Here is a 25875-nt window from a genome sequence, read left to right as displayed (position 1 = left end):
AATGGCGAAGCGGCCGGCCACGATCATCCATGTCGCCGAGAAGGCGCGCGTGTCGGTCAAGACGGTGTCGCGGGTGCTCAACAACGAGCCCAACGTCACGCCAGATCTGAAGGCCCGCGTGCTCGAGGCCGTCGACAAGCTGGGCTACAGCCCTAGCAAGGCGGCGCGGACCATGGCCGGGTCGCGATCCTACCTGCTGGTGGCGTTCAACGACCGTCGCCTGACCCTGGATAATTGGCGCAGCGAGCGCGGCAACGAGTGGATCGACCAGATGCTGTACGGCGCCATGCTGCGCTGTGAGCGGTCGGGCTATCACCTGATGTTCGAGCTGGTCGACCGCGAGTCGGACCAACTGGAGCGGCAGATCACGGCGGTGCTGTCGTCCCTGCAACCCGACGGCGTGATCCTGACCCCGCCCAATTGCGAGAACCCGGTGGTGCTGGGCGCGCTGAAGAAGCGCAATATCCCGTTCGTGCGCCTGAACACGCCGGTGCGTGGGCAGGGGCCTCGGGTCTACATGGACGATCGCGCCGCGGCGCGGCAGGCGACCAAGCACCTGCTGGGTCTGGGCCACACCCGCATCGGCATGATCGCCGGCGACTATCGATTCTCGTCCTCGATCGAGCGGGTCGAGATGTTTCAGGCCACCATGGAGGCGGCCGGAATTCCCGTGCCGGAGGCCTACGTCTTCAAGGGCGATTTCACCTTCGAGGCCGGGGTGGCGGGGGCGACCGCGCTGCTCGGCCTGCCCGAGGCGCCGACCGCGATCCTGGCGTCCAACGACCAGATGGCGCTGGGCGTGGTCAGCGTCGCCCAGGGGCGGGGCATGCGCATTCCGGCGGATCTGTCGATCGTCAGCTTCGACGACGCCATCGGCGTGCGCATGAGCGTGCCGCCGCTGACGGCGGTGCGTCAGCCCGTGGCCAAGATGGCGGAGATGGCGGCCGATCTGCTGATCAACGCCAGCGCCAGCGGCGACAAGCTGGGCGGCGGCAGCACTCTAGTGCCGTTCGAGCTGATGGTGCGGGCCTCGACGGGGCCGGCCCCGAAATAGCCAGCACGGAATGGGGACATGCGCGAGCGCATGTCCCCGGTCGTGGTCTACTTGCCGTCGTACGACACCGGCAGCGTCTTTGCCGCCAGGGTCACGTCGGCCTTGGCGCCTAGGTCGCGGGACGAAGCGCCCAGCGACACCTCGTAGGCGCCGGGGGCGATGATCCAGGTCTTGGCCTTGGAGTCGAAGGTCGCCAGCAGGCGCGGATCGACGGTGACGCTGACCTTGGTGGTCGCGCCCGGAGCCAGGTCGACCTTCTTGAAGCCGACCAGGCGGCGCGGCGCTTCCCAACCCGAACCCGCCTTGGGGCCGACATAGACCTGCGGCACGTCCTTGCCGGCCGTCTTGCCGGTGTTCTTGACCGTGAAGCTGACGGTCAGCTTGTCGCCGACGACGCTGGCCTTCAGGCCGCTGTAGCCGAAGGTCGAGTAGGACAGGCCATGGCCGAAGGCGAACAGCGGCTTGTGGCCCTTCTGGTCGAACCACTTGTAGCCGACGGCGGCGCCTTCGATCTTGTAGTCGACGTCGCAGAAGTCTTCCGGCTTGGCCGGGTCGCAGTCGATCGTCTGACGCGGCAACTGGTCGGCGCTTTGCGGGAAGGTGATCGGCAGGCGGCCCGACGGATTGACCTCGCCGGTCAGCACGCGGGCGATGGCCTCACCGCCGTTCGTGCCAGCATACCAGGCCTCGGCCACGGCGCCGACCTTGGACAGCCACGGCATCAGCACCGGGCCGCCGGTTTCCAGGACCACGGCGGTCTTGGAATTGGCCGAGGCGACGGCGTCGATCAGGGCGTCCTGATTGTCGGCCAGGGTCAGGGAATAGTCCTGCGACTCGGCCGCCCACTGGTGGGCGAAGACGATGACGAGATCGGCGCCGGCGGCGGCCTTGGCGGCGGCGGCCGGATCGGAGCCGTCGTCATAGACGAACTGCGCGCCCGGGTTCCTGGCCTGCAACGCCTTCAGCGGCGAGGAGGGGTGGTAGACGATCGGGCCGGGGAAGCCCTTGGGGCCCAGGCCCTTCACCGCCATGCCGCCGACCGGGAACACCTGCGAGGAGCCGCCGCCCGACAGCACGCCGACGTCGGAATGCGAGCCGACGACGACGATCTTCTTGGCGGTCTTGGCGATGGGCAGCAGGCCGCCGTCGTTCTTCAGCAGGACGATGGCCTCTTCCGCGTCGGCCTGGGTGACCTTGCCGTGGGCGGCGTAGTCGATCGGGCCTTTGACCACCGGGTGGTCGAACAGACCGTGGGCGAACATCGAGCGGGTGATGCGCCGGACCATGTCGTCCAGGCGGGCTTGCGACACCGAGCCGTCGGCCAGGGCGGCCTTCAGCGGCGCGCCGAAGAAGGGCTGCTTGTCGAAGGTATAGGCCGACTCCTGGTCCAGTCCCGCATTGGCCGCCTTGGCGGTCGAGTGCGTGCCGCCCCAGTCGGACATCACATAGCCCTTGTAGCCCCAGTCCTTCTTGAGGACCTCGCTCAGCAGCCAGTCGTTCTCGCAGGCGTAGGTCGAGTTGATGCGGTTGTAGGCGCACATCACCGAGCCGGGGCTGGCGTTCTCGATCGCGAACTCGAAGGCCAGGAAGTCGGACTGGCGGGCGGCCTGGTCGCCGATGTTGGAGCTGACCGTCATGCGGCCGGTCTCCTGGCCGTTCAGCGCCCAGTGCTTGATGGTCGAGATGATGTTGTTGGACTGGATGCCGCGGATCTGGGCCCCGACGATGGTCCCGGCCAGCAGCGGATCCTCGCCGCCATATTCGAAGTTGCGGCCGTTACGCGGCTCGCGGGCCAGGTTGATCCCGCCGGCCAGCTGGACGTTGAAGCCCGAGGAGCGAGCCTCCGAACCAATCATCGCGCCGCCCTTGAAGGCCAGTTCGGGGTTCCAGGTCGCGGCGGTGGCGATGCCCGAGGGCAGGGAGGTGCGTTCCAGATACGGGTCGCTCGATTCGCGCTGGGTGGCGACGCCGACGCCGGCGTCGGTTTCCCACTGCGGCGGCACGCCCAGGCGCGCGATTCCGGGGATGTAGCCGGCCGAGCCCATGCGGGCCTCGGCGTGTGGCGTGAACTTTGGTTTCTCCTGGTTCGAACCAAAATAGCCGAACACCAGGGTCAATTTCTCGTCCTGCGTCATTTGGGCAACGATCAGGTCGGCGCGCTGATCGGCGGTCAGCTTGGCGTTCATCCAAGGTTTCGACGCGCTCGCGGTCGCAGCCTGGGCATGAGCGGCGGCCGTCGGCAGCGCCGTGGTCAGCATCAGGGCCATCACCAGGCCCCGCATTTGCTGTCGCTTCATTCTTTTTCCTCCCACTTATTTCTTAGGCTATACGCGCGGAGTTCTTTGCCAAACCTTCCGGATCGGCGACTATCTTCAACTATTCACGACACATTGAAAACGATCGTGAACTAAGGCGTAAATACATAGCTGATTGACAACGTTGTCGTACTGTAGCTATTCACAAGACGCAAGTCGCGACCACAAAGGATCGCGCCGCAGGGAGGGATGAAGAATGAAGCTCCGCAGAACCCTATTGGCTGGTTCGTCGGCCGTGGCGGCCATGATCGCCGCAACCGCTGTCCAGGCTCAAACGGCTCCGGCCGCCGCCGACAGCACCCAACTCGAAGAAATCACGGTCACCGCCACCAAGCGCGAGACCAATCTGCAAGACACCCCGATCGCCATCAGCGCCTTCGGCCAAAGCCAGCTCGACCGTAATCAGGTCAAGGACGTCACCGATCTGGCCAAGTTCGTGCCGTCGATGGCCATCAACCAGCAAGGCGACCAGGGCGCGATCCTGATCACCATGCGCGGCATCGGCAACGACACCGCCTATACCGAAGTGGCCGACCCGGAAGTCGCCATCTATGTCGACGGCATCTACTCGCCGCGCGCCCAAGGCGCGGCCGTGCTGATGTATGACGTGGACGCTGTCGAAGTGGCGCGCGGTCCGCAGGGCACGCTGTTTGGCCGTAACGCCACGGTCGGCGCTGTCAGCATCCGCACCGCCAAGCCGACCCTGGGCGACTACTACGGCAACGCCGAGGTCGTGGCCGGTTCGTACAACCGTCTCGGCGCCCGCTTCGCGGTCAACCTGCCGGTCTCGGACACCTTCGCCCTGCGTCTGGCGGCGATCACCGAGCGTCACGACGGCTATGTCGACTTCCAGCGTCCGCCGACCATCGCGGGCATCAACCCTTCGGCCTTCGTCACTGACGGCAAGAAATACTACGCTCAGGATCAGCGTTCGGCGCGCCTCAGCGCCCTCTGGAAGCCGAACGAAAAGTTCAGCTGGAACGTCAATGTCGAGGGCTACCAGGACACCGGCGCCCCGGTCATCGCCCTGGCCCAGAATCCGCGCGCCGGCCAGAAGAAGTGGTCGGCCCTGATCGACACCGCGCCCGTCAGCGATCGCTTCTCGTACGGCGTGCGCAGCACGATGGACTATTCCATCAGCGACAAGGTCGGCCTGACCTACGTCACCGGCTGGCAACGCGTGGGCGGTAACGCCGACAGCGACGCCGACGGCGGCATCCTGGGCGTGACCCAGCCCAACGGCTCCCTGACCCAGGGCGGCTTCGGCGAGAACAACACCGTCTGGTCGCGCAACGACGCCTGGAGCCACGAAATCCAGCTGAAGTCGCAAGGCGAGAACACCGTCGACTGGATCGTCGGCGGTTACTACAGCCACGAAGACAACTCGATCCGCTTCGACATCGACGGCCGTGACGGCTATCGCGATGGTCCGATGAGCTGGTCGGGCAGCTTCATCCAGGCCAAGCGCACGGTCGAATCCAAGGCCGCGTTCGGTCAAGCCGTCTGGCACGTCAATGACCGCCTGCGCGTCACGGCGGGCCTGCGCTACACCGACGACACCAAGCAGGACCAAGGCGGCCGGAACGTCACCTTCAACGGTCTGAGCAGCTGTCTGCTGGTCGACACCGCCGCGCACTGCAATGCCGGCATCTTCGGCCAGGATCGCGGCGCCACCGCCGATCAACTGCTGGCTCTGCTGGGCCCCGGCTACAGCATCGGCAAGAACGACGTGAAGGGCAGCTGGGACAAGTTCACCTGGCTGGGCCGCGCCGACTTCGACGTGACCGATGACGTCCTGGCCTATGCCAGCGTCAGCACCGGCTTCAAGTCGGGCAACATCGAAGACGGCGGCCTGCTGGCCAACCCGGAAACGATCACCAACTACGAAGCCGGTTCGAAGATCCGCTTCCTGGACGGTCGGGCGACCCTGAACCTCGCGGCCTACTACGAGGACTTCAAGGGCTACCAGGTCAACCAGGTGCTGACGACGTTCAAGGCGGATGGCACCGTCGACAAGTCGCAGGTCATCACCACGAACGCCAAGGGTGCTCAAGCCTACGGCTTCGAGGCTGAACTGGCGGCGAATCTGACGGCCGTCGACCGCCTGCAGATCTCGGCGACCTACCAGGACACCAAGCTGGACGAACTGACGGCGGCCGACGGCCGCATCGGTCCGAACGACGCGGCCCACGCGGTTCAGCTGAAGGGCAACCAACTGCCCCACGCCCCGCACTTCTCGGGCACGGTGGCCTACGAGCACACCTTCGAACTGGCCAATGGCCGGATCGTCCCGCGGATCGCCACGCACTTCGAAAGCAAGAGCTGGCTGTCCTACTTCAACCAGGGCGCCCCGGACCAACAGAAGAGCTACACCCGTACGGACGTGACCCTGCGTTACGAACCAGCGGAAAAGCCCTGGTCGGTCGAGGCCTTCGTCCAGAACCTCGAGAACAAGAACATCAAGACCGGCGCCGGCGCCGCGGGCGTGCCGAACTACACGCCCGTCTGGACCGCGGTGTATCAAGCGCCGCGGACCTGGGGCTTCCGTCTGAAGACGAAGTTCTAGGCCAAAGCCTTCCTCCCCGCCCGGTCCGCCGGGCGGGGAGATCTGTTTCCACGGCTTGAAGCGTGCCCGGATGGGCCGTGCTTCAGGAGCGGCGTACCTCCCCCCGGGGCGTCGCTCCGCTATCTTTAGAGCGTATTGCCTCCCAGACCTGCGCTCTCCTGGGTGACGGCCCTCCTGACCGTCACCCAGGCTTTTTCTTTTCGCCCAAATCCAGAGTGAGATTTCGCGGCCGACTCGGGCTTTCGTCGGACTCTCGCGACGCTTCCAAGGGACCGTGCTCATGACCGGGAACCGCATCGTCATCGTCGGCGGCGGCACGGCCGGGTGGCTGACCGCCGCCTATCTGGCCAAGCGCCTGGGCGCCGATCGCCCGGACGGCGCCCGGATCACCCTGATCGAGGCTCCGGACATCGCCACGATCGGCGTGGGCGAGGGCACGTTTCCGACCATCCGCTCGACCCTGGCCGAGCTGGGCGTCAGCGAGGCGCGGTTCCTGCGCGAGAGCTCGGCGACCTTCAAGCAGGGCGTCCGGTTCGTGGATTGGGAACGCCGTTCGGAAAACGGGAAATCTTCCGAATACTTTCACCCGTTCAATTTGCCCCTGCGTCCCAACGGTCGCGACATGTCGCCCTATTGGCTGCTGGACCACCAGGGCGGCTCAACCTTGCCGTTCGCCGACGCGGTGACGACGCAAGGCGCGATCATCGGCGAGGGGCGGGCGCCCAAGCGCCTGGAGGACCCCGATTTCCAGGGACCGATGAACTATGCCTACCATTTCGACGCCGCGCGCTTCGCCGACTTCCTGCGCGGCGTGGCGGTCGAGGCTGGCGTCACGCACCTGAAGGGCAAGGTCGACGGCGTCACCCGCGACATGACCGGCGACATCGCCTCGATCCAGGCCGGCGAGCTGGGGACCATCGAGGGCGACCTGTTCGTCGACTGCTCGGGCTTCCGCGCCCTGCTGATCGGCGAGGCCTTGGGCGCGCCGTTCAAGCGCGTCGACGACGTGCTGTTCAACGACCGCGCCCTGGCGATCCAGGTTCCTTACGAGACCCCCGACGCGCCGATCAATCCCTACACTCTGTCCACCGCCCACGAGGCCGGCTGGACCTGGGACATCGGCCTGGATAGCCGCCGGGGCGTCGGCTACGTGTTCTCCAGCCGCCACACCGACGAGGCCCGGGCCGAGGAGGTGCTGCGCGGCTATGTCGGCAAGGCCGGCGATGGTCTGACGCCTCGCTTGCTGAAGTTCCAGACCGGCTATCGCGAGCGTCAGTGGATCGGCAACTGCGTGGCCGTGGGCCTGTCGGCGGGTTTCTTCGAGCCGCTGGAATCGACCGGCATCATGCTGATCGAGGTGGCCGCGACCATGATCGCCGAGGTCTTTCCGCTGCGCGACCGCACCGCTCGCGACGCCGCTGCCCGCACCTTCAACGCCGCCATGGTCGGCCGCTTCGAGCGGATCGTCTCGTTCCTCAAGCTGCACTACTGCCTGACCAAGCGCGACGAGCCCTACTGGCGCGACAACGCCGATCCGGCCACCTGGCCCGAGGCCCTGCGCGACCTGCTGGCCCAGTGGAAGCATCGTCCGGTGTCGCGCTTCGACTTCCTGGTCGATCTCGAAACCTTCCTGCCGTCCAGCTACCAGTACATCCTCTACGGCATGAACGCGGCCACCGATTTCAAGCCGGTCGAGGGGCGCTATGACGAGGGCGCGGTGGCCCAGCAGAGCTTCGCCAAGGTGGCCGAGGCGGCCCGTGAAGCGCTCAAGCACTTGCCGCCGCATCGGAAGTTGGTCGAGGCGTACTACGCCAGGACGTGAGGGGCTCCGAAGCCACCTCACACGCCCGACATCCCGGCCTTCGCCGGGATGTCGGGCGTGTGGAGAGGTGATTGTGGCGCGCGTCGGCGCGCTTCCGCCGGAATGGCCCGGCGGGTTGGGGAGGCGGCGGAGCGTCCGGGGCGCGCCCGGTGTAGAGTTGTTGGAGAGTACCGTTTCGACACGTCACGGGCGCTCCGCGCGGCCTGTGCTCGAGAGCCTTCGGATCGCGGATTTTTAACCCGCTCCGATGGAGGCCCCCGGCGGGCGGAGGGGCGACGTACCCCGTCCGGACCGCATGGGCGATTTCAGCCCATGCCTGCCGCGTTTCGCCGTTCGGCTCCGTGAGGGTGTTCCCGCCGTCCGGTCCGGACCGCCCGAGGCCCCTTCCAGGACCCCCACGTTCCGCCGACCGACCCGATGGGCCCCACGCAACCGGCCGACGGACGCTTCCCGCTCGACCGCCCCCGCCGCACGTCGAGGTCGCCGGCCGGACGTCCTCCCCTGCGACAGGGCGAGGACTAGGATGCGGGGGTTTTGAGCGCCGAGGACAAGATTGGGTCGAGAAAGTTTAGAGTGCTGATTGTATTGGGTTCTGATCCGAATGAGCCAAGGACAGACCGAGCTCTGTCCCCCTTTCTTGAGCCCTCTCCCAGAGGGGAGAGGGTTCAAGAAAGCTCACTGCAGGGTCACGCCGCCCGCGGCGGGGGTCCAGCGGGCGCGGCGCCAGGCGAAGGGGCTTTCGCCGGTCGCCTGGCGGAACAGGCGGGACAGGTGGCTCTGGTCGGACAGGCCGACGGCGAAGGCGATCTGGGCCAGGGGCTCGGTGGTCTCCAGCATCAGGCCCTGGGCGCGTTCGACGCGCTCGGCGATGACGTGAGCGTGGGGCGTGCGGCCGAAGGTCTGCTTGAAGGCCCGGCCGAAGTGGCTGACGCTGAGACGAACCAGGCCCGCCAGCTCCTCGACCCGGATCTCGCCATCGAGATTGGCGTCGATGTGAGCGTTCAGCACCCGCACCTGCCAGGGCGCGAGCCCGCCGCGCGCCGGGCTCGCCATCGTGGTTTCCGAGAGAGCGCCAAAGCCGGTCGCCGAAGTCTTGAACCCGTCCATGTCGTTGTTTCCAAACAAGGTGATTGCCTGGAGACAGGGATAGGGCGACCGGCGTTCACCGATAATCGACCAAGGCGGCGCTTCACTGTTGCCGAAAGCGACCTAATCGAAACGCGCTCAGTGCGCGGCGGCCGGAGCGTCGTCCACCTTCAGCGCCACGCCGGTGTCGGCGACGAAGGTGACCAGCAGGCGAGCCGGCGCCGTGGCGCTGGCGTTGACGGTCGCCAGGTGATGCGCGCCGGGCGGTTCGGACCAGAACTGGCCGGCCTGATAGGTCTTGACCGGTTCGCCCTCCAATTGGCTTCGAACCACGCCGCTCAGCACATAGGCATAGACGAAGGCGTCGCCGTGCCGATGGGGCACGGCTTCCACGCCGGGCGGGAAGTCGACGATCACCGTGGTGAAGGTCTTGCCGGGCACGTTGGGCAGGGCCTGCTGGAACAGCGGCTTGACGGTTTCGTGCGCGCCGGCCGCGCCGATCGCGGCGGACAGGGCCAGGACGGCGCCGAGCAGGGCGCCGCGCGCGCCGCTGTGGGAATGGGGCTTGGACATGAGGGTTTCCTGAGGAAGCGTGACCCGAACATGCGCCGCGCGCGATCCCTCGAATGGTCGAAAAGCAGCGGAAGTATTCAAAAACCGATGGAATGGCTGGCGAGCGGGGCGGCGCGCGGGGGAGGGGCGGTTCCGACCACGCGCATCCGGCGTCAATCCTGTGGCCGACTGGCTCTCATCCTCCGGCCCCGGGTCGCCGAGGATCAGCGCCGCCAGGGCGTCACGCCCGCCCCAAGATCTGGAGAACGCCCATGTCCCAACGTCTCGACTATCAAGTCGTCGCCCCCGCCGGCGTGAAGGCCCTCGGCGGCGTCTATGGCTACATCCTGCAGTCGGGTTTGCCCGGTCCGCTGGTCAACCTGGTCTATCTGCGCGTCTCGCAGATCAATGGCTGCGCCTACTGCATCGACATGCACACCCGCGACATCCTCAAGGACGGGGTCGCGGTCGACAAGCTGGTGCTGGTCCAGGCCTGGCGTGAGGCTGGCTCGGTGTTCACGCCCCGCGAACGCGCCGCCCTGGCCTGGGCCGAGACCGTGACCCGCGTCGCCGACACCGCCGTGCCGAATGCCGAGTTCCAGGCCGCGTCCGAGGAATTCAGCGACAAGGAGCTGTCGGACCTGACCATCGCGATCGGCCTGATGAACACCTATAACCGCCTGGCCATCAGCTTTCGCGTGCCGCCGCAAGCCGCCGTGGCGGCGGCCGCCCAAGACGCCTAGAGCTTAGAAGACTTGTGGCGCCCGTGCGCGAATTCCTCGTCCTTCGACAGGCTCAGGATGAGGAATTCGAGTTCACCCGCCGCTGAAAGCAGCCCTCATCCTGAGCTTGTCGAAGGACGAGGGCGGCCCCTGGGCGCGACCGCCCTTAGACTCTAGCGCTCGATGCCGTGCGCCCACGGCTGCTGGGCGAAGCGCTCGCGCAGGAATTCCATCAGCACCCGCACGCGCGCCGGCCGGGCGCGACCCGGCGGCGTCAGGATGTGCACGGGCACGGGCACCAGGGTCCACTCCTTGAGAACCTCTTCAAGCCGTCCGTCCCGCAGCTCGTTCCAGATGTAGACCTCGGGCTGCAGCGTCGCGGCCAGGCCCGCCATCAGAAGCGGCACGGCCGCCATGCCGTTGTTCATCCGGATCGCGCCTTGCACCTGCACCAGGTGCTCGCCGTGCACGGGATGGAAGAAGCGCCAGTCCTGGGCTTCCCGAATGTGGGTGTAGACCATGAGCGGCATCTTCAGCAGATCTTCCGGATGCTCGGGGCGTCCGTACTTGTCGAAGAAGGCCGGCGCGCCGACGACCGGCAGGCGGTGGGAGAACAGTCGGGTGGCGCGCAGCGAGGAGTCGGCCAACTGCCCGACCTTGACGATGGCGTCGTAGCTGTCGGCGATCAGGTCCAGCTTGTCGTCGCTGATGTGGAAGTCCAGCTCGACCTCCGGATAGCGCTTGAGGAATTCCGGCAGCAGCGGCGCCAGGGTCTGGACGCCGAACGCGGCGGTCGAGGCCAGGCGCACCAGGCCGCGCGGGATCGCCGCCTCTTCCAGGATCTCGGCCTCGATGGCCTCGCCGTCGTTGAGGATGCGCAGGGCGCGCTCCAGGCTGGATCGGCCGCTTTCGGTCAGCGACAGCTTGCGGGTCGTGCGGTGCAGCAGGGTGGTGCGCATCCGCTCCTCCAGCCGGGTGACGGCCTTGGAGACGGTGGTCTTGGCCAGGCCCAGCTCTTCGGCCGCCAGCGAGAACGAACCCTTCTCGGCGACCTTGGCGAAGATCGCCCAGGCCTCGAAATCCGGCAGATGCGGCATGGTCGTTCCTTGAGCCCCGTGAGTCGGCTCATCGAAGACTGTTGCGGGGCCAAGCTCAAGGGCGGCGTCCTGAAAGAGGTTCAGGTGATCGCGGTGCGAGGCTCCAGCCGCTCGCGCAGGAGGCGGGAATAGGGGCACAGGGCGTGGGCGCGGCTGGACAGGGCCTGGGCGGTCTCGCGGTCGAGGTCGGGCAGGTCCAGCGACAGTGACACGTCCAGCGCCAGGCCGTCTTCGCCCTCGGGGCGGCCGACGCCGACGGTGACCGTGACATTGGCGTCCTCGACGATCACCGCGTCGGTCTCGGCCGCGGCGGCGCGCAGGGCTTCCAGGAAGGACGCGGCATAGCCGGCGGCGAACAGGTGCTCGGGCGTGGCGCCGGCGTCGCCTGCTCCGCCCAGGGCCCGGGGCCTGGCCAGCCTGACCTTCAGCGCCCCGTCGACGCTGGCCGCCCATCCGGCCCGTCCGCCGAGGGCGGTGGCCTGGGTGGAATAGAGGACTTGCATGCTCGGCGCTCCGTGGCGCGACGGACGGTTCGCCGCAACTCACGGATAGGCCGAACGCGCCGCCAGGATTATCCGCCAGGCGAGCGCTTCACTGGTGCAGGAAAGGGCCTAATCGCGCTTGCCGTCCGTGGTCAGCCTGAACACCATGGTGTTGCTGTAGCTCTGGCCAGGATCCAGCCGCACCGGGGCGAAGGCCGGCTTGTTGGGGGCGTCGGGGAAATGCTGGGGCTCCAGCGCGACGCCGTCGCCCTGGCGGTATATCCGGCCGCTCTTGCCCACCAGCGTGCCGTCGATGAAGTTGCCGGTGTAGAGCTGGATGCCCGGCTGGTCGCTGAGGATCTCCAGCACCCGGCCGCTCTTGGGATCGGCCAGGCGAGCGGCCAGGCGTGGGGCGCCGCCGGCCTTGCCGGTCAGCACCATGTTGTGGTCGTAGCCCCGGCCGACGACGATCTGGGGATCGCGGGCGTCGCGAACCCGCTCTCCGACCACGTGCGGCGTGCGAAAGTCGAACGGGGTGCCAGTCACGGGCGTGACCTCGCCGGTCGGGATCAGTTCGGCGTCGACCGGGGTGTAGCCGTCGGCCGCCAGGGTCAGGACATTGCCCATCGCCCCGTCGGGCGAGCCCTCGCCGGCCAAGTTGAACAGGGCGTGATTGGTCAGGTTGACGATGGTCGGCTTGTCGGTGGTCGCGCCGTATCGGATTGTCAGATTGTTCTGCTCGTCGAGAGCATAGGTCGCCGTGGCGGTCAGGGTCCCGGGATAGCCTTCCTCGCCGTCGGGGCTGACGTGGGTGAAGGTGACCGAGGCGACCGGGCCGCGCTTGATGTCGGTGATCGCCCAGACCCGCTTGTCGAAGCCCTTGGCCCCGCCGTGCAGGGCCGCGACGCCGTTGTTGTTGAGCGCCAACTGGTAGGTCTTGCCGTCCAGGGTGAAGCGGCCCTTGCCGATGCGGTTGGCGAAGCGACCGACCGAGGCCCCGAAATAGCTGGCGTTCTTGGCGTAGGCCTGGGCGTCCTTGAAGCCCAGGGCGATGTCGGCCTTGGTTCCGTCGCGGCCGGGCGCGATCAGCGACTGCAGGGTGGCGCCGTAGGTGATCACCGTGGCGCTGACGCCCTTGGCGTTGGTCAGGGTGACGGCTTCCACCGCCACGCCGTCCGGCGTCTTGCCGAACGGGGCGCGGGCGTAGTCGGCGGCCCAAACGCTTGTGGGCAGGGCCATGGCGGGGAGCGTGGCGACGACGGCGGCCAGCAGGGCGCGGGGCAGAAGCTTCATGAGGTTTCCTCGTCTGTCCGATGTCGCGGCTCTGTCGGCCGTCTGTCTGTTCGTATAGTCCGACAAATCGTCGCGGTGCAATCCGAAGCCGTCCTACAGGCTGCGCACCGCCACCGGCTTGTCCGGCGCTTGGGCCAGGGCGTTGCGGGCGGGGTAGAGGAACGGCGCGGCGCCGATCTCGAACACGTCGCCGACCTTTGTCTGGAAGCCATCCGAGAACGACAGGGTGGCCGTGCCGAAGAAGTGCACGTGCACGTCGCCCGGCTTGCGGAACAGGTCGTACTTGAAGTGGTGATGCTCGAGGTTGGCGATCGTGTGGGACATGTTGGCCTCGCCCGAGAGGAACGGCTTTTCCCAGACCACCTGGCCGCCCCGCAGGATCCTGCTGGCGCCGCGCACGTCGGCCGGCAGTTCGCCGGTCAGCAGTTCGGGGCCGAGGGCCGCCTGGCGCAGCTTGGAGTGGGCCAGCCACAGATAGTTGCCGCGCTCGATGACGTGGTCGGAGAACTCGTTGGCCAGGCAGAAGCCCAGGCGATACGGCGTCCCGTCCGGACCGATCAGGTAGACGCCGGCGATCTCGGGCTCCTCGCCGCCGTCCTGGGCGAAGGCAGGCGAGGCGAGGGGCGCGCCGGGACCGACCACGTGCGAGCCGTCGCCCTTGTAGAACCACTCCGGCTGGGCCCCGACCGCGCCGGCGGCGGGCTTGCCGCCCTCGACGCCCATCAGGAACATCCGCATGGAGTCGGTGAGGCTCTCTCCGGCTTGAGCGGCCTTGTGCATCTTGTCGCGTCCCTCGGCCGAGCCGAGATGGGTCAGGCCGGTGCCGGTCAGGATCAGGTGGGCGGGATCGGGGTGGTCGATCGGGGCCAGCACCCGGCCCTCGGCGAGGGCGGCGGGGATGTCGATCTCGACGCCCAGCGGGGTGGCCTGGGCCGCCTCGGCCAGGGTCGCGTCGGACGCCAGGGCGGCGTTGGCCAGGGCCAGCAGGGTGTCGGCGACCTCGACGCGGCGGGCCAGGCCCGCGTCGTTGACCGCCGCGAGCATCCGCGCCCCGTCCTGTTCCTTCAGTTGCACGAACCGCAGCACCATGGCTGTCGCGACCTTTCGATGGGCTAGACTGTTTAGTCAGACAAATAACGATCTGCCACCGGCTGTCAAACAGTGGCCAGCGCCGCTGGCGGTCGATATCGTCGGCCCGAAACTCCTTGTGGTCGGACAAACTGTCTCGCTAGAGTCGCGCGGCGTCGGGATCGGCGGGACGGCGCAGGAAGCGGAGCGGGCGTGGCGAGACGGAAGGGCAAGGGTGTGGACGCAGAGCCGGCGCGCGACGGGGCGTCCGGCGGCCGGATCCACGGCTCGATCGCCCGCACCCTGGGCGTGGCCATCGTCTCGGGCCAGTACGCGCCGGGCGACATCCTCAACAACGAAATCGACGCCAGCGAACAGCTGCAGGTCTCGCGCAGCGCCTATCGCGAAGCTATCCGCATCCTGTCGGCCAAGGGTCTGGTCGAAAGCCGTCCCAAGACCGGCACCCGGGTCACCGAGCGCACGCGCTGGAGCCTGCTGGACCCCGAGGTCCTGGCCTGGTGCTTCGCGTCCGAACCCAGCGAGGACCTGCTGAAAGGTTTGTTCGAGCTGCGAATGATCGTCGAGCCGGCCGCTGCCGCCTTCGCCGCCGAGCGCCGCGACGAGGCCCAGCTGGAGCGCATGCGCAAGGCGCTGATCCAGATGGAGAGCCAGACCCTGGCCACCGAGGCCGGCCAGGCCGCCGACCGCGATTTCCACGACACCGTGCTGGAGGCCACCGGCAACGCGCCGCTGTTCACCCTGAGCAGCAGCATCGGCGCGGCCGTGCGCTGGACTACGATCTTCAAGCAGCGCAAGCGCGAGCTGCCGCGCGACCCGATGCCCGACCACTGGAAGGTGTTCGACGCCATCGCCGCCGGCCGGCCTGACCAGGCGCGACAGGCGATGGAGCGCTTGGTGGGCCTGGCGCTGGAAGACACCCGGGCGGCGATCGGGGATTAGGTCCTTCTCCCCTTGCGAGAGAAGGTGGCGGTCGAAGACCGACGGATGAGGGGTCTCTCAGACGCCTGACGTCGTGCGCGGTTAGGCCCGCCATCGACCCCTCACCCGACCTCGCTTCGCGAGGCCACCCTCTCCCGCAAGGGGAGAGGGGGCGCGCTATCGTCGGACAACACGCCGTTGTGGAATTTGGATGGATTTCGGGACCCCGCGTCGGAGCTCCGGCGCGCCCCTCTCGCGTTGACGGCATTCTATTGTCGGTATAGTCAGACAAATAAACAGGGATGAAACAAAGCGAGCTGTCGGTCGCGCCGCCGCGAGGCGAAACAAACCACCGAAATCCCGCCTGGTCCTCCCGCTGTTCGCCTGCCAAGGACCGTCATGAGCTCTGCCGCCGTCCCGCCCCGCGCCCTTCGTTCGCGCGCCTGGTTCGACAATCCCGACAACGCGGACATGACGGCGCTGTACCTGGAGCGCTACCTGAACTTCGGCCTCTCGCTGGACGAGCTGCAGTCGGGCAAGCCGATCATCGGCATCGCTCAGACGGGCAGCGACCTGTCGCCCTGCAATCGCCACCACCTGGTCCTGGCCGAGCGCATCCGCGAAGGCATCCGCACGGCCGGCGGCATCGCCCTGGAGTTCCCGGTCCACCCGATCCAGGAGACCGGCAAGCGCCCGACCGCGGGCCTGGACCGCAACCTGTCGTATCTGGGCCTGGTCGAGACCCTGTACGGCTATCCGATCGACGGCGTGGTGCTGACCATCGGTTGCGACAAGACCACCCCGGCCTGCCTGATGGCCGCCGCGACAGTGAACATCCCGGCCATCGCCCTGTCGGTCGGCCCGATGCTGAACGGCTGGCACAAGGGCCAGCGCACGGGCTCAGGCACCATCGTCTGGAAGGCGCGCGAGCTGCTGGCGGCCGGCGAGATCGACCGCGCCGGCTTCATCAAGCTGGTGGCCAGCTCGGCGCCCTCGACCGGCTACTGCAACACCATGGGCACGGCCACGACCATGAACTCGCTGACCGAGGCGCTGGGCATGTCGCTGACCGGTTCGGCCGCCATCCCCGCGCCGTACCGCGACCGGCAGCAGAACGCCTACGAGACCGGCCTGCGGATCGTCGAACTGACCCAGCAGGACATCAAGCCGTCCGACATCCTGACCCGCGACGCCTTCCTCAACGCCATCGTCGTCAATTCGGCGATCGGCGGCTCAACCAACGCCCCGATCCACCTGAACGCCCTGGCCCGTCACATGGGCGTGGAACTCTCCGTCGACGACTGGCAGACCTATGGCGAGGAAGTGCCGCTGCTGGTCAACCTGCAGCCGGCCGGCGAATATCTGGGCGAGGACTATTACCGGGCCGGCGGCGTGCCAGCGGTGGTCAATCAGCTGATCGGCCAGGGCCTGATCCGCGAGGACGCCCTGACCGTGTCGGGCCAGACCATCGGCGAGGCCTGCAAGGGCGTGGCGATCGAGGACGAGGCGGTGATCCGCCCGTTCGACAAGCCGCTGGTCGAGCGCGCCGGCTTCGTGGTCATGCGCGGCAATCTGTTCAATTCGGCGATCATGAAGACCAGCGTGATCACCGCCGAGTTCCGCGACCGCTACCTGTCGGACCCCGACGATCCGGACGCCTTCGAGGGCGACGCGGTGGTGTTCGACGGTCCCGAGGACTACCACCATCGCATCGACGATCCGGCCGTGGGCATCACTGAGCGCAGCGTGCTGTTCATGCGCGGCGCGGGACCGATCGGCTATCCCGGCGCGGCCGAGGTCGTGAACATGCGGGCCCCCGACTACCTGATCAAGAAGGGCGTCCATCAGTTGCCGTGCATCGGCGACGGGCGCCAGTCGGGGACGTCGGGCTCGCCGTCTATCCTCAACGCCTCGCCCGAGGCGGCGGCCGGCGGCGGCCTGGCCCTGCTGAAGACCGGCGACCGCGTGCGGGTCGACCTGCGCAAGTCGCGGGTCGATGTGCTGGTCACGCCGGAAGAGATCGTCGCGCGGCGCAAGGCGCTCGAGGCGGCCGGCGGCTTCAAATATCCGGAAAGCCAGACGCCCTGGCAGGAGATCCAGCGGGCCATCGTCGGCCAGATGGAGACCGGGGCGGTGCTGGAGCCGGCGGTCAAGTACCAGCGCATCGCCCAGACCAAGGGCCTGCCGCGCGACAACCACTGATCCGGCGCCGATCCAAACCTACCGAACACCAACGCCGGCCAACGGCGAGCCTTAGGGAGACTATCGTGAAGCTGACCACACTGAAGCGTGCGCTTGTTTATGGTATCGCTACCATGATGCTGGCCTCGGGCGCCGCCGCCCAGACCGTCGTCACCGGCGCCTTGCGCGCCGACCAGCCGGGACCGGTGATCCAGCCAGAGGTCCAGGGCCAGTTCGCCGAGCACCTGGGACGCGGCATCTACGAGGGCGTCTGGGTCGGCGAAGACAGCAAGATCCCCAACACCAACGGCTATCGCAACGACGTGGTCGCGGCGCTCAAGCAGATCCATGTGCCGGTGGTGCGCTGGCCCGGCGGCTGCTTCGCCGACGACTATCACTGGCGCGACGGGATCGGCCCGCGCGACAAGCGCCCGACCAAGGTCAACATCCTCTGGGGCGGGGTGGAGGAGCCCAACAGCTTCGGCACCAACGAGTTCATGAACTTCGCCGAGCTGATCGGCGCCAAGACCTATGTCGCTGGCAATGTCGGTTCCGGCACGCCGCGGGAAATGGCCGAGTGGGTCGAGTACATGGTCTCGCCCACCAAATCGACGATCGCCAACCAGCGCCGCGCCAATGGTCGCGACCAGCCCTGGAAGCTAGACTTCTTTGGGGTCGGCAACGAAAACTGGGGCTGCGGCGGCCAGATGACGGCGGCCCACTACACCGACCTCTATCGCAACTTCGCCGAGTTCGTGCGCGTGCCCAAGGGGACCAGCACCGTGAAGGTGGCCAGCGGCCCCAACAGCGACGACTACGCCTGGACCGAGACCCTGATGGCCGGCGCGGCCAAGAACATGAACGCGCTCAGCCTGCACTACTACGTCATCCCGACCGGCCACTGGGACAAGAAGGGCTCGGCCACCCAGTTCGACGAGCAGCTGTGGGCCGACACCATGGTCGCCGCCCTGAAGATGGACGAGCTGGTCACCAGGAACAGCGCCATCATGGACAAGTACGACCCGGACAAGAAGGTCGGCCTCTATGTCGATGAGTGGGGCGTCTGGCACGACGTCGAGCCGGGCAGCAATCCGGGCTTCCTCTACCAGCAGAACACGATGCGCGACGCGGTGGTGGCCGGCGCGACGCTGAACATCTTCCACAAGCACGCCGACCGGGTGCGGCTGGCGGCCATCGCCCAGATGGTCAATGTGCTGCAGGCGATGATCCTGACCGACGGCGACAAGATGGTGCTGACCCCGACCTACTGGGTGTTCGACCTGTACAAGCCGTTCCAGGGCGCGACCTCGCTGCCGCTGGAGATCAGCAGCCCGGCCTATACGCTGGGCAAGTCCAGCGTGCCGGCGGTCAGCGCTTCGGCGGGCCGGGACGCCGCGGGCGTGGTGCATGTGGCGCTGGTCAATCTGGATCCCAACAAGTCGGCGACCGTGACGATCAAGCTGTCGGGCGTGGCGGGCAAGACCGCCAAGGGCCGGGTGCTGACGGCCGGGGCGATGAGCGCCCACAACACCTTCGCCGCGCCCGACGCGGTGAAGCCGACGGTCTTCACGGGAGCCTCGATCAAGGGCGACGTGCTGACCGCGACCCTGCCGAGCAAGTCGGTGGCGGTGCTGGACCTGAACTAGCGCCGATTTGCTTCACATTGAATCGCGGGGCTTAAATTTCCCCGTTTCCCCGGCGAAGGCCGGGGCCCAGGTGAAACCCACGAGCCGCTCCGGGTGAATCTGGGTCCCGGCCTTCGCCGGGAAGACGGAGATGACAGCGGGCGTCCCTGTGCAAACCAAAAAGGCGCTCTAGGCTGAAGACGGGGACATGCCCTTGGGCATGTCCCCACGCCGTCGCTGATCTTTCATGTCCCGTCTCGCCGGGAACGCGCTAGGCTTGGACCGGACGCCAACAAGGGAGATGGCGATGAAGACGTTCCTGGCCCTCTACATGGGCTCGGCCGAACCGGTCGACATGAGCGCGCTCAGCGAGGAGACCATGGCCAAGGGCATGGCGGCCTGGGGCCAGTGGATGACCGATCACGCCGAGGCGGTGGTCGAACACGGCGGCCCGGTGGGCAAGACCAAGAAGGTCTCCAAGACCGGCGTCAGCGACATTCGCAATCTGGTCGGCGGCTACATCCTCGTGAAGGCCGAGTCCCACGAAGCGGCGGCGGCGATGTTCGAGAACCACCCGCATTTCGCGATCTTCCCGGGGGACTCGGTGGAGATCATGGAACGCCTGCCGATCCCGGGGCAGGGGTGAGGCGGGGATCGCCATCGGCCGCGGCTAGCCCGGCGGAGACGCCTCCACAGTGATCGTCTCCTCGACCACCGACTTTCGCGAGGCGGCGCGGCGCAAGCTGCCGCTCTTCCTGTTCGACTATATCGACGGCGGCGCCTATGGCGAGCGGACCCTGGCCCGCAACGTCTCGGACCTGGCCGACCTCAGCCTCCGCCAACGGGTGCTGAAGGACGTCTCCCAGGTCGATACCTCGACTACCCTGTTCGGCCACTACCAGGCCCTGCCGGTCGCCCTGGCGCCGGTGGGACTGACGGGCATGTACGCGCGGCGCGGCGAGTGCCAGGCGGCCAAGGCCGCGGCCGCCAAGGGCGTGCCGTTCTGCCTGTCCACCGTCTCGGTCTGCGACCTGGCCGAGGTGTCCAAGGCCAGCCCGTCGCCGATCTGGTTCCAGCTCTATGTGCTGCGCGACCGGGCCTTCATGCGCGACCTGCTGGCCAGGGCGACCGACGCGGGCGCCACGGCCCTGGTGTTCACCGTCGACATGCCCGTACCCGGCGCCCGCTATCGTGACGCCCATTCCGGCATGAGCGGTCCCAACGCCGCGGCGCGGCGGCTGATGCAGGCGGCGTTCAAACCCGCCTGGGCCTGGGATGTCGGCCTGATGGGCCGCCCCCACACCCTGGGCAATGTGGCGCCGGTGCTGGGCAAGACCTCGGGCCTGGAAGACTTCATGGGCTGGCTGGGGGCGAACTTCGACCCGTCGATCCAGTGGAAGGACCTGGACTGGATCCGCGACCTCTGGAAGGGGCCGCTGATCATCAAGGGCGTGCTCGATCCCGAGGACGCCAGGGCCGCCGCCGACATCGGGGCCGACGGCGTCGTGGTGTCCAACCACGGCGGCCGGCAACTGGACGGGGTGCTGTCCTCGGCCCGCGCTCTGCCCGCCATCGCCGAGGCCGTGGGCGATCGCCTGACCGTGCTGGCCGACAGCGGCGTGCGTTCGGGGCTGGACGTGGTGCGGATGCTGGCCCTGGGCGCCAAGGGCGTGCTGCTGGGCCGGGCCTGGGTCTACGCCCTGGCCGCGCGCGGCGGACCGGGCGTCAGCCAACTGCTGGACCTGATCGAGAAGGAAATGCGCGTGGCCATGGCCCTGACCGGGGTCAACACGCTGGGCCAGATCGACCGCTCCATCCTGGCGTCAAATGGACTGGGGGGCGACCGATAAGGTCCGCGCCCTTCGCCGTCGGCCCCGTCGCGCCTGCGATAATGCAAGAATGTCGTTGCAATATCGCAGGCCCACGGGCGACCTTCCCAGCATGTTCGACTGGGACGATCTTCGCTATTTCGTCGCCGCCGCCCAGGCCGGCTCGTTCAGCGTGGCCGCCCAGCGGACGGGCGTCGACACGGCCACGGTCAGCCGCCGGGTCGCGCGGCTGGAGACCTCGCTGAAGGCGACGCTGTTCGTGCGATCGTCCAGCGGGCTGCAGGTGACCAGCACGGGCGCGCGCCTGCTGGAGGCGGGGCTGCAGGCCGAGGCGGCGATGCACCTGGCGGCGCGCTCTGGCGATCCGGAAGCCGCCGGGGGCACCGTGCGCATCAGCGTCGCCGAGGGCTTCGGCGTGCAGGTGATGGCCCCGGCCTTGCCGGCCTTTCGCCGCAGCCGCCCGACCTTGCGCATCGAGCTGGCCGCCAACGCCGACGCCCTGTCGCCCACCCGGCGCGAGGTCGACCTGGCCGTCACCCTCAGCGCGCCGACCGACCGGCGCCTGCTGGTCGAGCCCCTGACCGACTACCAGTTGGCGGTCTACGCCGCGCCGGCCTATCTGGCCGAGGTGGGGCCGCTGACCCGCGCCGAGGACCTGAGGCGCTGCCAGATCGTCGGCTATGTCGAAGACCTGCTCCACACGACCGAGCTGAACTATCTCGACGAGGTCGGCCCGGGACTGCAGGCGGCGCTGGCCAGTTCCTCGATCGTGGCCCAGCGCCAGATCATCCAGGCCGGCGGCGGGGTGGGGGTGCTGCCCTGCTTCCTGGCCGGCGATCTGGTGCGGGTGGCGCCCAGCGTGCTGCTGCGCCGCCGGTTCTGGGTCAGCACCCTGCGCGAGGTCGCTGCCACCGCGCGTGTGCGCTCGGTGCGGGCCTGGCTGCAGGAGCTGGCGGCGGCGCGGAGCAATGACCTGCGGCCGTTCGGAACGAGCTCGGCGCTTTAGAACCCCATCAGCGACAAGATCTCGCGCCGCGAGCGTTCGTCGTCGCGGAACACGCCCATCATCCGGCTGGTCTTCATCGCCACGCCCGGGGTGCGCACGCCGCGGCCGCTCATGCAGGCGTGGCTGGCCTCGATGACCACGGCCACGCCCAGCGGGTTGAGATTGTCCCACAGGCAGTCGGCGATCTGGGCGGTCAGGCGCTCCTGCACCTGCAGCCGGCGGGCGAAGCCGTGCAGCACCCGCGCCAGCTTGGAGATGCCCACCACCCGGTCGCGTGGCAGGTAGGCGATGTGCGCCTTGCCGATGATCGGGGCCATGTGGTGCTCGCAGTGCGACTGGAACGGGATGTCCTTCAGCAGCACGATGTCGTCGTAGCCGCCGACCTCCTCGAACACCCGCGACAGGTGGACGCCGGGGTCCTCGTCATAGCCCTCGCAATATTCCTTCCAGGCCCGGGCCACGCGCGAGGGCGTGTCGACCAGGCCTTCGCGCTCGGGGTCCTCGCCGGTCCAGCGGATCAGGGTGCGGACGGCGTCCTGCACGTCGTCGGGCACGGGCGGCTTGGCAGGACTCATCGAGGCGTCTCCCTGGGGCTTTGCATCACTATAGCCTCAGGATGGCGTGGAGTTCCGCTTGAGGCTTCAAGATCGTCCGGGCGGTAGGCGTCGTCAGCGCAGTTCGCCCAGCCGTCCGCGCATGAGTTCGATGATCGCCGAGAAGTCCTTGCCGCCGAAGCCGTTGGCGTCGAACAGGGCGTAGAGGGCCTCGGCCTGGGCGCCCATCGGCGTGCTGGCCCCGGCCTTGGCGGCCGCGTCCTGGGCCAGTTTCAGGTCCTTCAGCATCATGGCCGTGGCGAAGCCGCCCTCGTAGCCGTGGTCGGCCGGGGTCGAGGGGCCGACGCCTGGCACGGGGCAGTAGGTGCTCACCGACCAGCATTGGCCCGACGACTTGCTGGCGATCTCGAAGAACCGGTCGGCGGCCAGGCCCAGCTTCTCGGCCAGGGCGAAGGCCTCGCAGGTTCCCAACATCGACACGCCCAGCAGCATGTTGTTGCAGATCTTGGCCGCCTGACCCGCGCCCGCTTCACCGGCGTGGATGGTCACGCGCGACATCGGCGCCAGGGCGGCCTCGACGGCGGGAAAGTCCGCCGCCTCGCAGCCGACCATGAAGGCCAGGGTCCCGGCCTCGGCGGCCATGATCCCGCCCGACACCGGCGCATCGGCGAAGCGGAAGCCGGCGGCCTTGGCCTGCTGGGCCACGGCCCGGGCGCTCTCGACGTCGATGGTCGAGCAGTCGATCAGCAGGGCCGACCTGGGGGCATGGGCCAGCACCTGCTCGCCATAGACCGCGCGCACGTGGGGGCCGGCTGGCAGCATGGTGATCACGACCTCGGCGTCCGCGACCGCCTCGGCCACGGAAGCCGCCGCGTGGCAGCCGGCCGCCACGGCCTTGTCCACCGCCGCCGCCGACAGGTCGAACGCCATGACGTGGTGCTGGGCCTTGGCCTGGTTGGCGGCCATGCCGCCGCCCATGTTGCCCAGGCCGATGAAGGCGATGCGGGTCATGCGGTCTCTCCCGTTCCGCTTAGCGGAACATCTCGCGGGCGATGATCACCCGCATGATCTCGTTGGTGCCTTCCAGGATCTGGTGCACCCGCAGGTCGCGGACGATGCGCTCCAGCGGGTAGTCCCGCAGGTAGCCGTAGCCGCCGTGCAGCTGCAGGGCGTCGTTGGCGATCTGGAAGCCGGCGTCGGTGGCGAAGCGCTTGGCCATGGCGCACAGCTTGGTGGCGGCCGGGTCCTTGCGGTCCAGGGCGGCGGCGGCGTTGCGCACCATCAGCCGCGCGGCCTCAAGCTCGGTGGCCATGTCGGCCAGCTTGAACTGCAGGGCCTGGAAGTCCTTCAGCGGCTTTCCGAACTGCTTGCGGCTTTCCAGATAGGCCTTGGCCGTGTCCAGGGCGAAGGCCGCCCCGCCCAGCGAGCACGAGGCGATGTTCAGCCGCCCGCCGTCCAGGCCCATCATGGCGAAGCGGAAGCCCTCGCCCTCGTCGCCGATGCGGTTGGCGACCGGCACGCGGACGTCGTCGAAATTGACCTGGGCGGTGGGCTGGCTGTTCCAGCCCATCTTCTTCTCGTTGGCCCCGAACGAGACACCCGGCATGGCCTTCTCGATGACGAAGGCCGAGATGCCCTTGGCGCCCGGCTCGCCCGTGCGGGTCATCACCACATAGACGTCCGAGACGCCGGCGCCCGAGATGAAGGCCTTGGATCCGTTGATCACGTAATGATCGCCGTCCAGCCGGGCGCTGGTGCGCAGGTTGGCCGCGTCCGACCCCGCGCCCGGCTCGGTCAGGCAGTAGCTGGCGATCAGTTCCATGGTCGTCAGGCGCGGCAGGTAGCGGCGACGCAGGTCGTCGGAGCCGAACCGGTCGATCATCCACGAGGCCATGTTGTGGATCGTCAGGAAGGCCGAGGACGACACGTCGCCATAGCTGAGCGCCTCGAAGATGATCGAGGCGTCCAGGCGCGACAGGGCGCTGCCGCCGACGTCGTCCTGGACATAGACGCCAGCGAAGCCCAGAGCGGCGGCCTCGCGCAGCACGTCGACCGGGAAGTGCCTGGCCTCGTCCCAGTGGGCCGAGAACGGCGCCAGGCGGTCGGCCGCGAACCCGGCCGCCATGGCCTGGATCGCGGTCTGATCTTCGTTCAGCGAGAAGTCCATGGTGGCTATTTCATCGTCGGGATGACGAAGGCGTTGTCCTCGACGGCGCCTTCGGGCCAGCGGGCGGTGACGGTCTTGACCTTGGTGTAGAAGCGCACGCCCTCGGCGCCGTACTGGTTGGTGTCGCCAAAGCCCGAGCGCTTCCAGCCGCCGAAGCTGTGATAGGCCACCGGCACGGGGATGGGCACGTTGATGCCGACCATGCCGACATTGACGCGGGCGGCGAACTCGCGAGCGGCGCGGCCGTTGCGGGTGAAGATCGCCACGCCGTTGCCGTACTGGTGCTCGCTGGGCAGGGCGATGGCCTCGTCGAAGCTTTCGGTGCGGACCATCTGTAGCACCGGGCCGAAGATCTCCTCGTGGTAGGTCTTCATGCCCTTCTTGACGCCGTCGAACAGCGAAGGGCCGATGAAGAAGCCCTTCTCGAAGCCCTGCAGGCTGAAGTCGCGGCCGTCGACCACCAGTTCGGCGCCTTCGTCGACGCCGATCTGGATGTAGTCGGCGATCTTGGCCCTGTGCTGGGCGCTGACCACCGGGCCGTAGTGGGCGGCCGGATCGGTGGAGATCCCCACCTTCAGGCTGTCGATCTCGGCGATCATCCGCTCGCGCAGTTCGTCGGCGGTCTTCTTGCCGACGGGCACCACCACCGGCAGGGCCATGCAGCGCTCGCCGGCCGAGCCGAAGGCCGCGCCGGAGAGGTCCTTCACGACCTGGTCGAGATCGGCGTCGGGCAGGACGATGCCGTGGTTCTTGGCCCCGCCCATGGCCTGGACGCGTTTCCCGTTGGCCGTGCCGGTCTGGTAGACGTAGTGGGCGATGTCCGACGATCCCACGAAGCTGACGGCCTTGATCAGCGGATGGGTCAAGATGGCGTCGACCGTGCTCTTGTCGCCGTGCACGACGTTGAGCACGCCCGCCGGGGCTCCGGCCTCCATGAACAGCTCGGCCAGCTTGACCGGCACGGTCGGATCCTTCTCCGAGGGCTTGAGGATGAAGGTGTTGCCCACGGCCACGGCGATGCCGAACATCCACATCGGGATCATGGCCGGGAAGTTGAACGGGGTGATGCCGGCGACCACGCCCAGGGGCTGGCGCATCGAATAGACGTCGATGCCCGGACCGGCGCCGTCGGTATATTCGCCCTTCAGCATGTGGGGGATGCCGCAGGCGAACTCGATCACCTCCAGGCCGCGCTGGATGTCGCCCTTGGAGTCGGCGATGACCTTGCCGTGCTCGGACGACAGGATCTCGGCCAGGCTGTTCATATCGCGCTCGATCAGGCGCTTGAACTCGAACATCACCCGCGCCCGGCGCTGGGGATTGGTCGCCGCCCAGCCGATCTGCGCGGCCGCCGCGGCCTGCACCGCCGCGTCCAGCTCCGCGTCCGTCGCCAGCTGCACCCGCGCCTGCACCTCACCCGTGTTGGGGTTGAACACGTCGCCGTAGCGGCCGGATTGCCCATCCAGGCTTTGGCCGCTCACGAAATGGCTGATGGTCCGCATGATACGCTCCCTAGG

Annotated in this window: 21 protein-coding genes and 1 pseudogene; 11 read left to right on the top strand and 11 right to left on the bottom strand. The window is 68.0% G+C overall.

Annotated elements, in window-relative coordinates:
- Position 1: 1 nt before the first annotated feature.
- The gene (locus G3M62_RS17325) at positions 2-1054 is read left to right on the top strand and encodes a LacI family DNA-binding transcriptional regulator (RefSeq protein ID WP_165189172.1); all 1053 of its coding nucleotides are present in this window, start codon (positions 2-4) and stop codon (positions 1052-1054) included.
- Between the two features lie 47 nt (positions 1055-1101).
- On the opposite strand, the gene G3M62_RS17320 is transcribed toward G3M62_RS17325, so the two are convergent.
- Positions 1102-3351, bottom strand: coding sequence for a beta-glucosidase (locus G3M62_RS17320; RefSeq protein WP_165189169.1), 2250 nt, complete (start codon positions 3349-3351; stop codon positions 1102-1104).
- A gap of 214 nt (positions 3352-3565) precedes the next feature.
- Between G3M62_RS17320 and G3M62_RS17315 the strand changes: the two genes are divergently transcribed.
- Both G3M62_RS17315 and G3M62_RS17310 read left to right on the top strand, forming a co-directional pair.
- Positions 3566-5935 carry a TonB-dependent receptor gene (locus G3M62_RS17315; RefSeq protein WP_165189166.1) on the top strand — a complete coding sequence of 790 codons (2370 nt, stop codon included), beginning with the start codon at positions 3566-3568 and terminating at the stop codon, positions 5933-5935.
- A gap of 280 nt (positions 5936-6215) precedes the next feature.
- Positions 6216-7757: a tryptophan halogenase family protein gene (locus tag G3M62_RS17310; RefSeq protein WP_165189163.1), complete on the top strand. Its 1542-nt coding sequence runs from the start codon at positions 6216-6218 to the stop codon at positions 7755-7757.
- Positions 7758-8432: 675 nt separating this feature from the next.
- Here G3M62_RS17310 and G3M62_RS17305 read toward each other — a convergent pair.
- Together G3M62_RS17305 and G3M62_RS17300 are read right to left on the bottom strand one after the other, a co-directional pair.
- The gene (locus tag G3M62_RS17305) at positions 8433-8864 is read right to left on the bottom strand and encodes a helix-turn-helix domain-containing protein (protein ID WP_165189160.1); all 432 of its coding nucleotides are present in this window, start codon (positions 8862-8864) and stop codon (positions 8433-8435) included.
- 117 nt (positions 8865-8981) lie between these two features.
- Complete coding sequence (locus G3M62_RS17300) at positions 8982-9416, bottom strand: cupin domain-containing protein (RefSeq protein ID WP_165189157.1); 435 nt, start codon at positions 9414-9416, stop codon at positions 8982-8984.
- Between the two features lie 251 nt (positions 9417-9667).
- On the opposite strand from G3M62_RS17300, the gene G3M62_RS17295 reads away from it, so the two are divergent.
- Both G3M62_RS17295 and G3M62_RS26985 read left to right on the top strand, forming a co-directional pair.
- Positions 9668-10138, top strand: a complete 471-nt coding sequence (locus G3M62_RS17295) for a carboxymuconolactone decarboxylase family protein (protein WP_165189152.1) — start codon at positions 9668-9670, stop codon at positions 10136-10138.
- Positions 10139-10152: 14 nt separating this feature from the next.
- Positions 10153-10270: pseudogene (locus G3M62_RS26985) on the top strand (hypothetical protein); the annotation flags it as partial.
- 20 nt (positions 10271-10290) lie between these two features.
- Here the strand turns inward: G3M62_RS26985 and G3M62_RS17290 are convergent.
- From G3M62_RS17290 to araD1, 4 genes are all read right to left on the bottom strand, one after another.
- Positions 10291-11214 (bottom strand): LysR family transcriptional regulator, encoded by a 924-nt coding sequence (locus G3M62_RS17290; protein WP_165189149.1) that lies wholly within the window; start codon positions 11212-11214, stop codon positions 10291-10293.
- Between the two features lie 80 nt (positions 11215-11294).
- Entirely contained in the window at positions 11295-11717 is a 423-nt protein-coding gene (locus tag G3M62_RS17285; RefSeq protein ID WP_165189146.1) for an Ohr family peroxiredoxin, read from the bottom strand.
- A gap of 108 nt (positions 11718-11825) precedes the next feature.
- Entirely contained in the window at positions 11826-12935 is a 1110-nt protein-coding gene (locus tag G3M62_RS17280; protein ID WP_165191351.1) for an aldose epimerase family protein, read from the bottom strand.
- Positions 12936-13082: 147 nt separating this feature from the next.
- Entirely contained in the window at positions 13083-14078 is a 996-nt protein-coding gene (araD1, locus tag G3M62_RS17275; RefSeq protein WP_281360063.1) for an AraD1 family protein, read from the bottom strand.
- 192 nt (positions 14079-14270) lie between these two features.
- On the opposite strand from araD1, the gene G3M62_RS17270 reads away from it, so the two are divergent.
- The 6 genes from G3M62_RS17270 to G3M62_RS17245 all read left to right on the top strand — a co-directional run bounded on the left by G3M62_RS17270 (position 14271) and on the right by G3M62_RS17245 (position 21637).
- Positions 14271-15017, top strand: coding sequence for a FadR/GntR family transcriptional regulator (locus G3M62_RS17270; protein ID WP_165189143.1), 747 nt, complete (start codon positions 14271-14273; stop codon positions 15015-15017).
- A 378-nt stretch (positions 15018-15395) separates the two neighbouring features.
- A complete protein-coding gene (locus tag G3M62_RS17265) occupies positions 15396-17198 on the top strand; it encodes an IlvD/Edd family dehydratase (protein WP_165189140.1) in 1803 nt (600 codons plus the stop codon).
- A gap of 65 nt (positions 17199-17263) precedes the next feature.
- The gene (locus G3M62_RS17260; RefSeq protein WP_205691880.1) at positions 17264-18823 is read left to right on the top strand and encodes an alpha-N-arabinofuranosidase; all 1560 of its coding nucleotides are present in this window, start codon (positions 17264-17266) and stop codon (positions 18821-18823) included.
- A 286-nt stretch (positions 18824-19109) separates the two neighbouring features.
- Entirely contained in the window at positions 19110-19448 is a 339-nt protein-coding gene (locus G3M62_RS17255) for a YciI family protein (protein ID WP_246263309.1), read from the top strand.
- 49 nt (positions 19449-19497) lie between these two features.
- Complete coding sequence (lldD, locus tag G3M62_RS17250; protein ID WP_165189131.1) at positions 19498-20652, top strand: FMN-dependent L-lactate dehydrogenase LldD; 1155 nt, start codon at positions 19498-19500, stop codon at positions 20650-20652.
- Between the two features lie 49 nt (positions 20653-20701).
- Positions 20702-21637, top strand: coding sequence for a LysR family transcriptional regulator (locus G3M62_RS17245; protein WP_246263307.1), 936 nt, complete (start codon positions 20702-20704; stop codon positions 21635-21637).
- Here the strand turns inward: G3M62_RS17245 and folE are convergent.
- The 4 genes from folE to G3M62_RS17225 all read right to left on the bottom strand — a co-directional run bounded on the left by folE (position 21634) and on the right by G3M62_RS17225 (position 25860).
- Positions 21634-22212 carry a GTP cyclohydrolase I FolE gene (gene folE, locus G3M62_RS17240; protein WP_165189127.1) on the bottom strand — a complete coding sequence of 193 codons (579 nt, stop codon included), beginning with the start codon at positions 22210-22212 and terminating at the stop codon, positions 21634-21636. The two genes, G3M62_RS17245 and folE, sit on opposite strands and share 4 nt — an antisense overlap.
- A gap of 93 nt (positions 22213-22305) precedes the next feature.
- A complete protein-coding gene (mmsB, locus tag G3M62_RS17235; RefSeq protein ID WP_165189124.1) occupies positions 22306-23202 on the bottom strand; it encodes a 3-hydroxyisobutyrate dehydrogenase in 897 nt (298 codons plus the stop codon).
- A gap of 19 nt (positions 23203-23221) precedes the next feature.
- Positions 23222-24358 carry an isobutyryl-CoA dehydrogenase gene (locus G3M62_RS17230; protein WP_165189122.1) on the bottom strand — a complete coding sequence of 379 codons (1137 nt, stop codon included), beginning with the start codon at positions 24356-24358 and terminating at the stop codon, positions 23222-23224.
- A 5-nt stretch (positions 24359-24363) separates the two neighbouring features.
- On the bottom strand, positions 24364-25860 hold the full coding sequence (locus G3M62_RS17225) for a CoA-acylating methylmalonate-semialdehyde dehydrogenase (RefSeq protein ID WP_165189120.1): 1497 nt from the start codon (positions 25858-25860) through the stop codon (positions 24364-24366).
- Positions 25861-25875 lie beyond the last annotated feature (15 nt).

This window comes from Caulobacter soli (genome assembly GCF_011045195.1).
GTDB classification, from domain to species: Bacteria; Pseudomonadota; Alphaproteobacteria; order Caulobacterales; family Caulobacteraceae; genus Caulobacter; species Caulobacter soli.
This window is presented reverse-complemented; position numbering and strand designations above follow the sequence as displayed.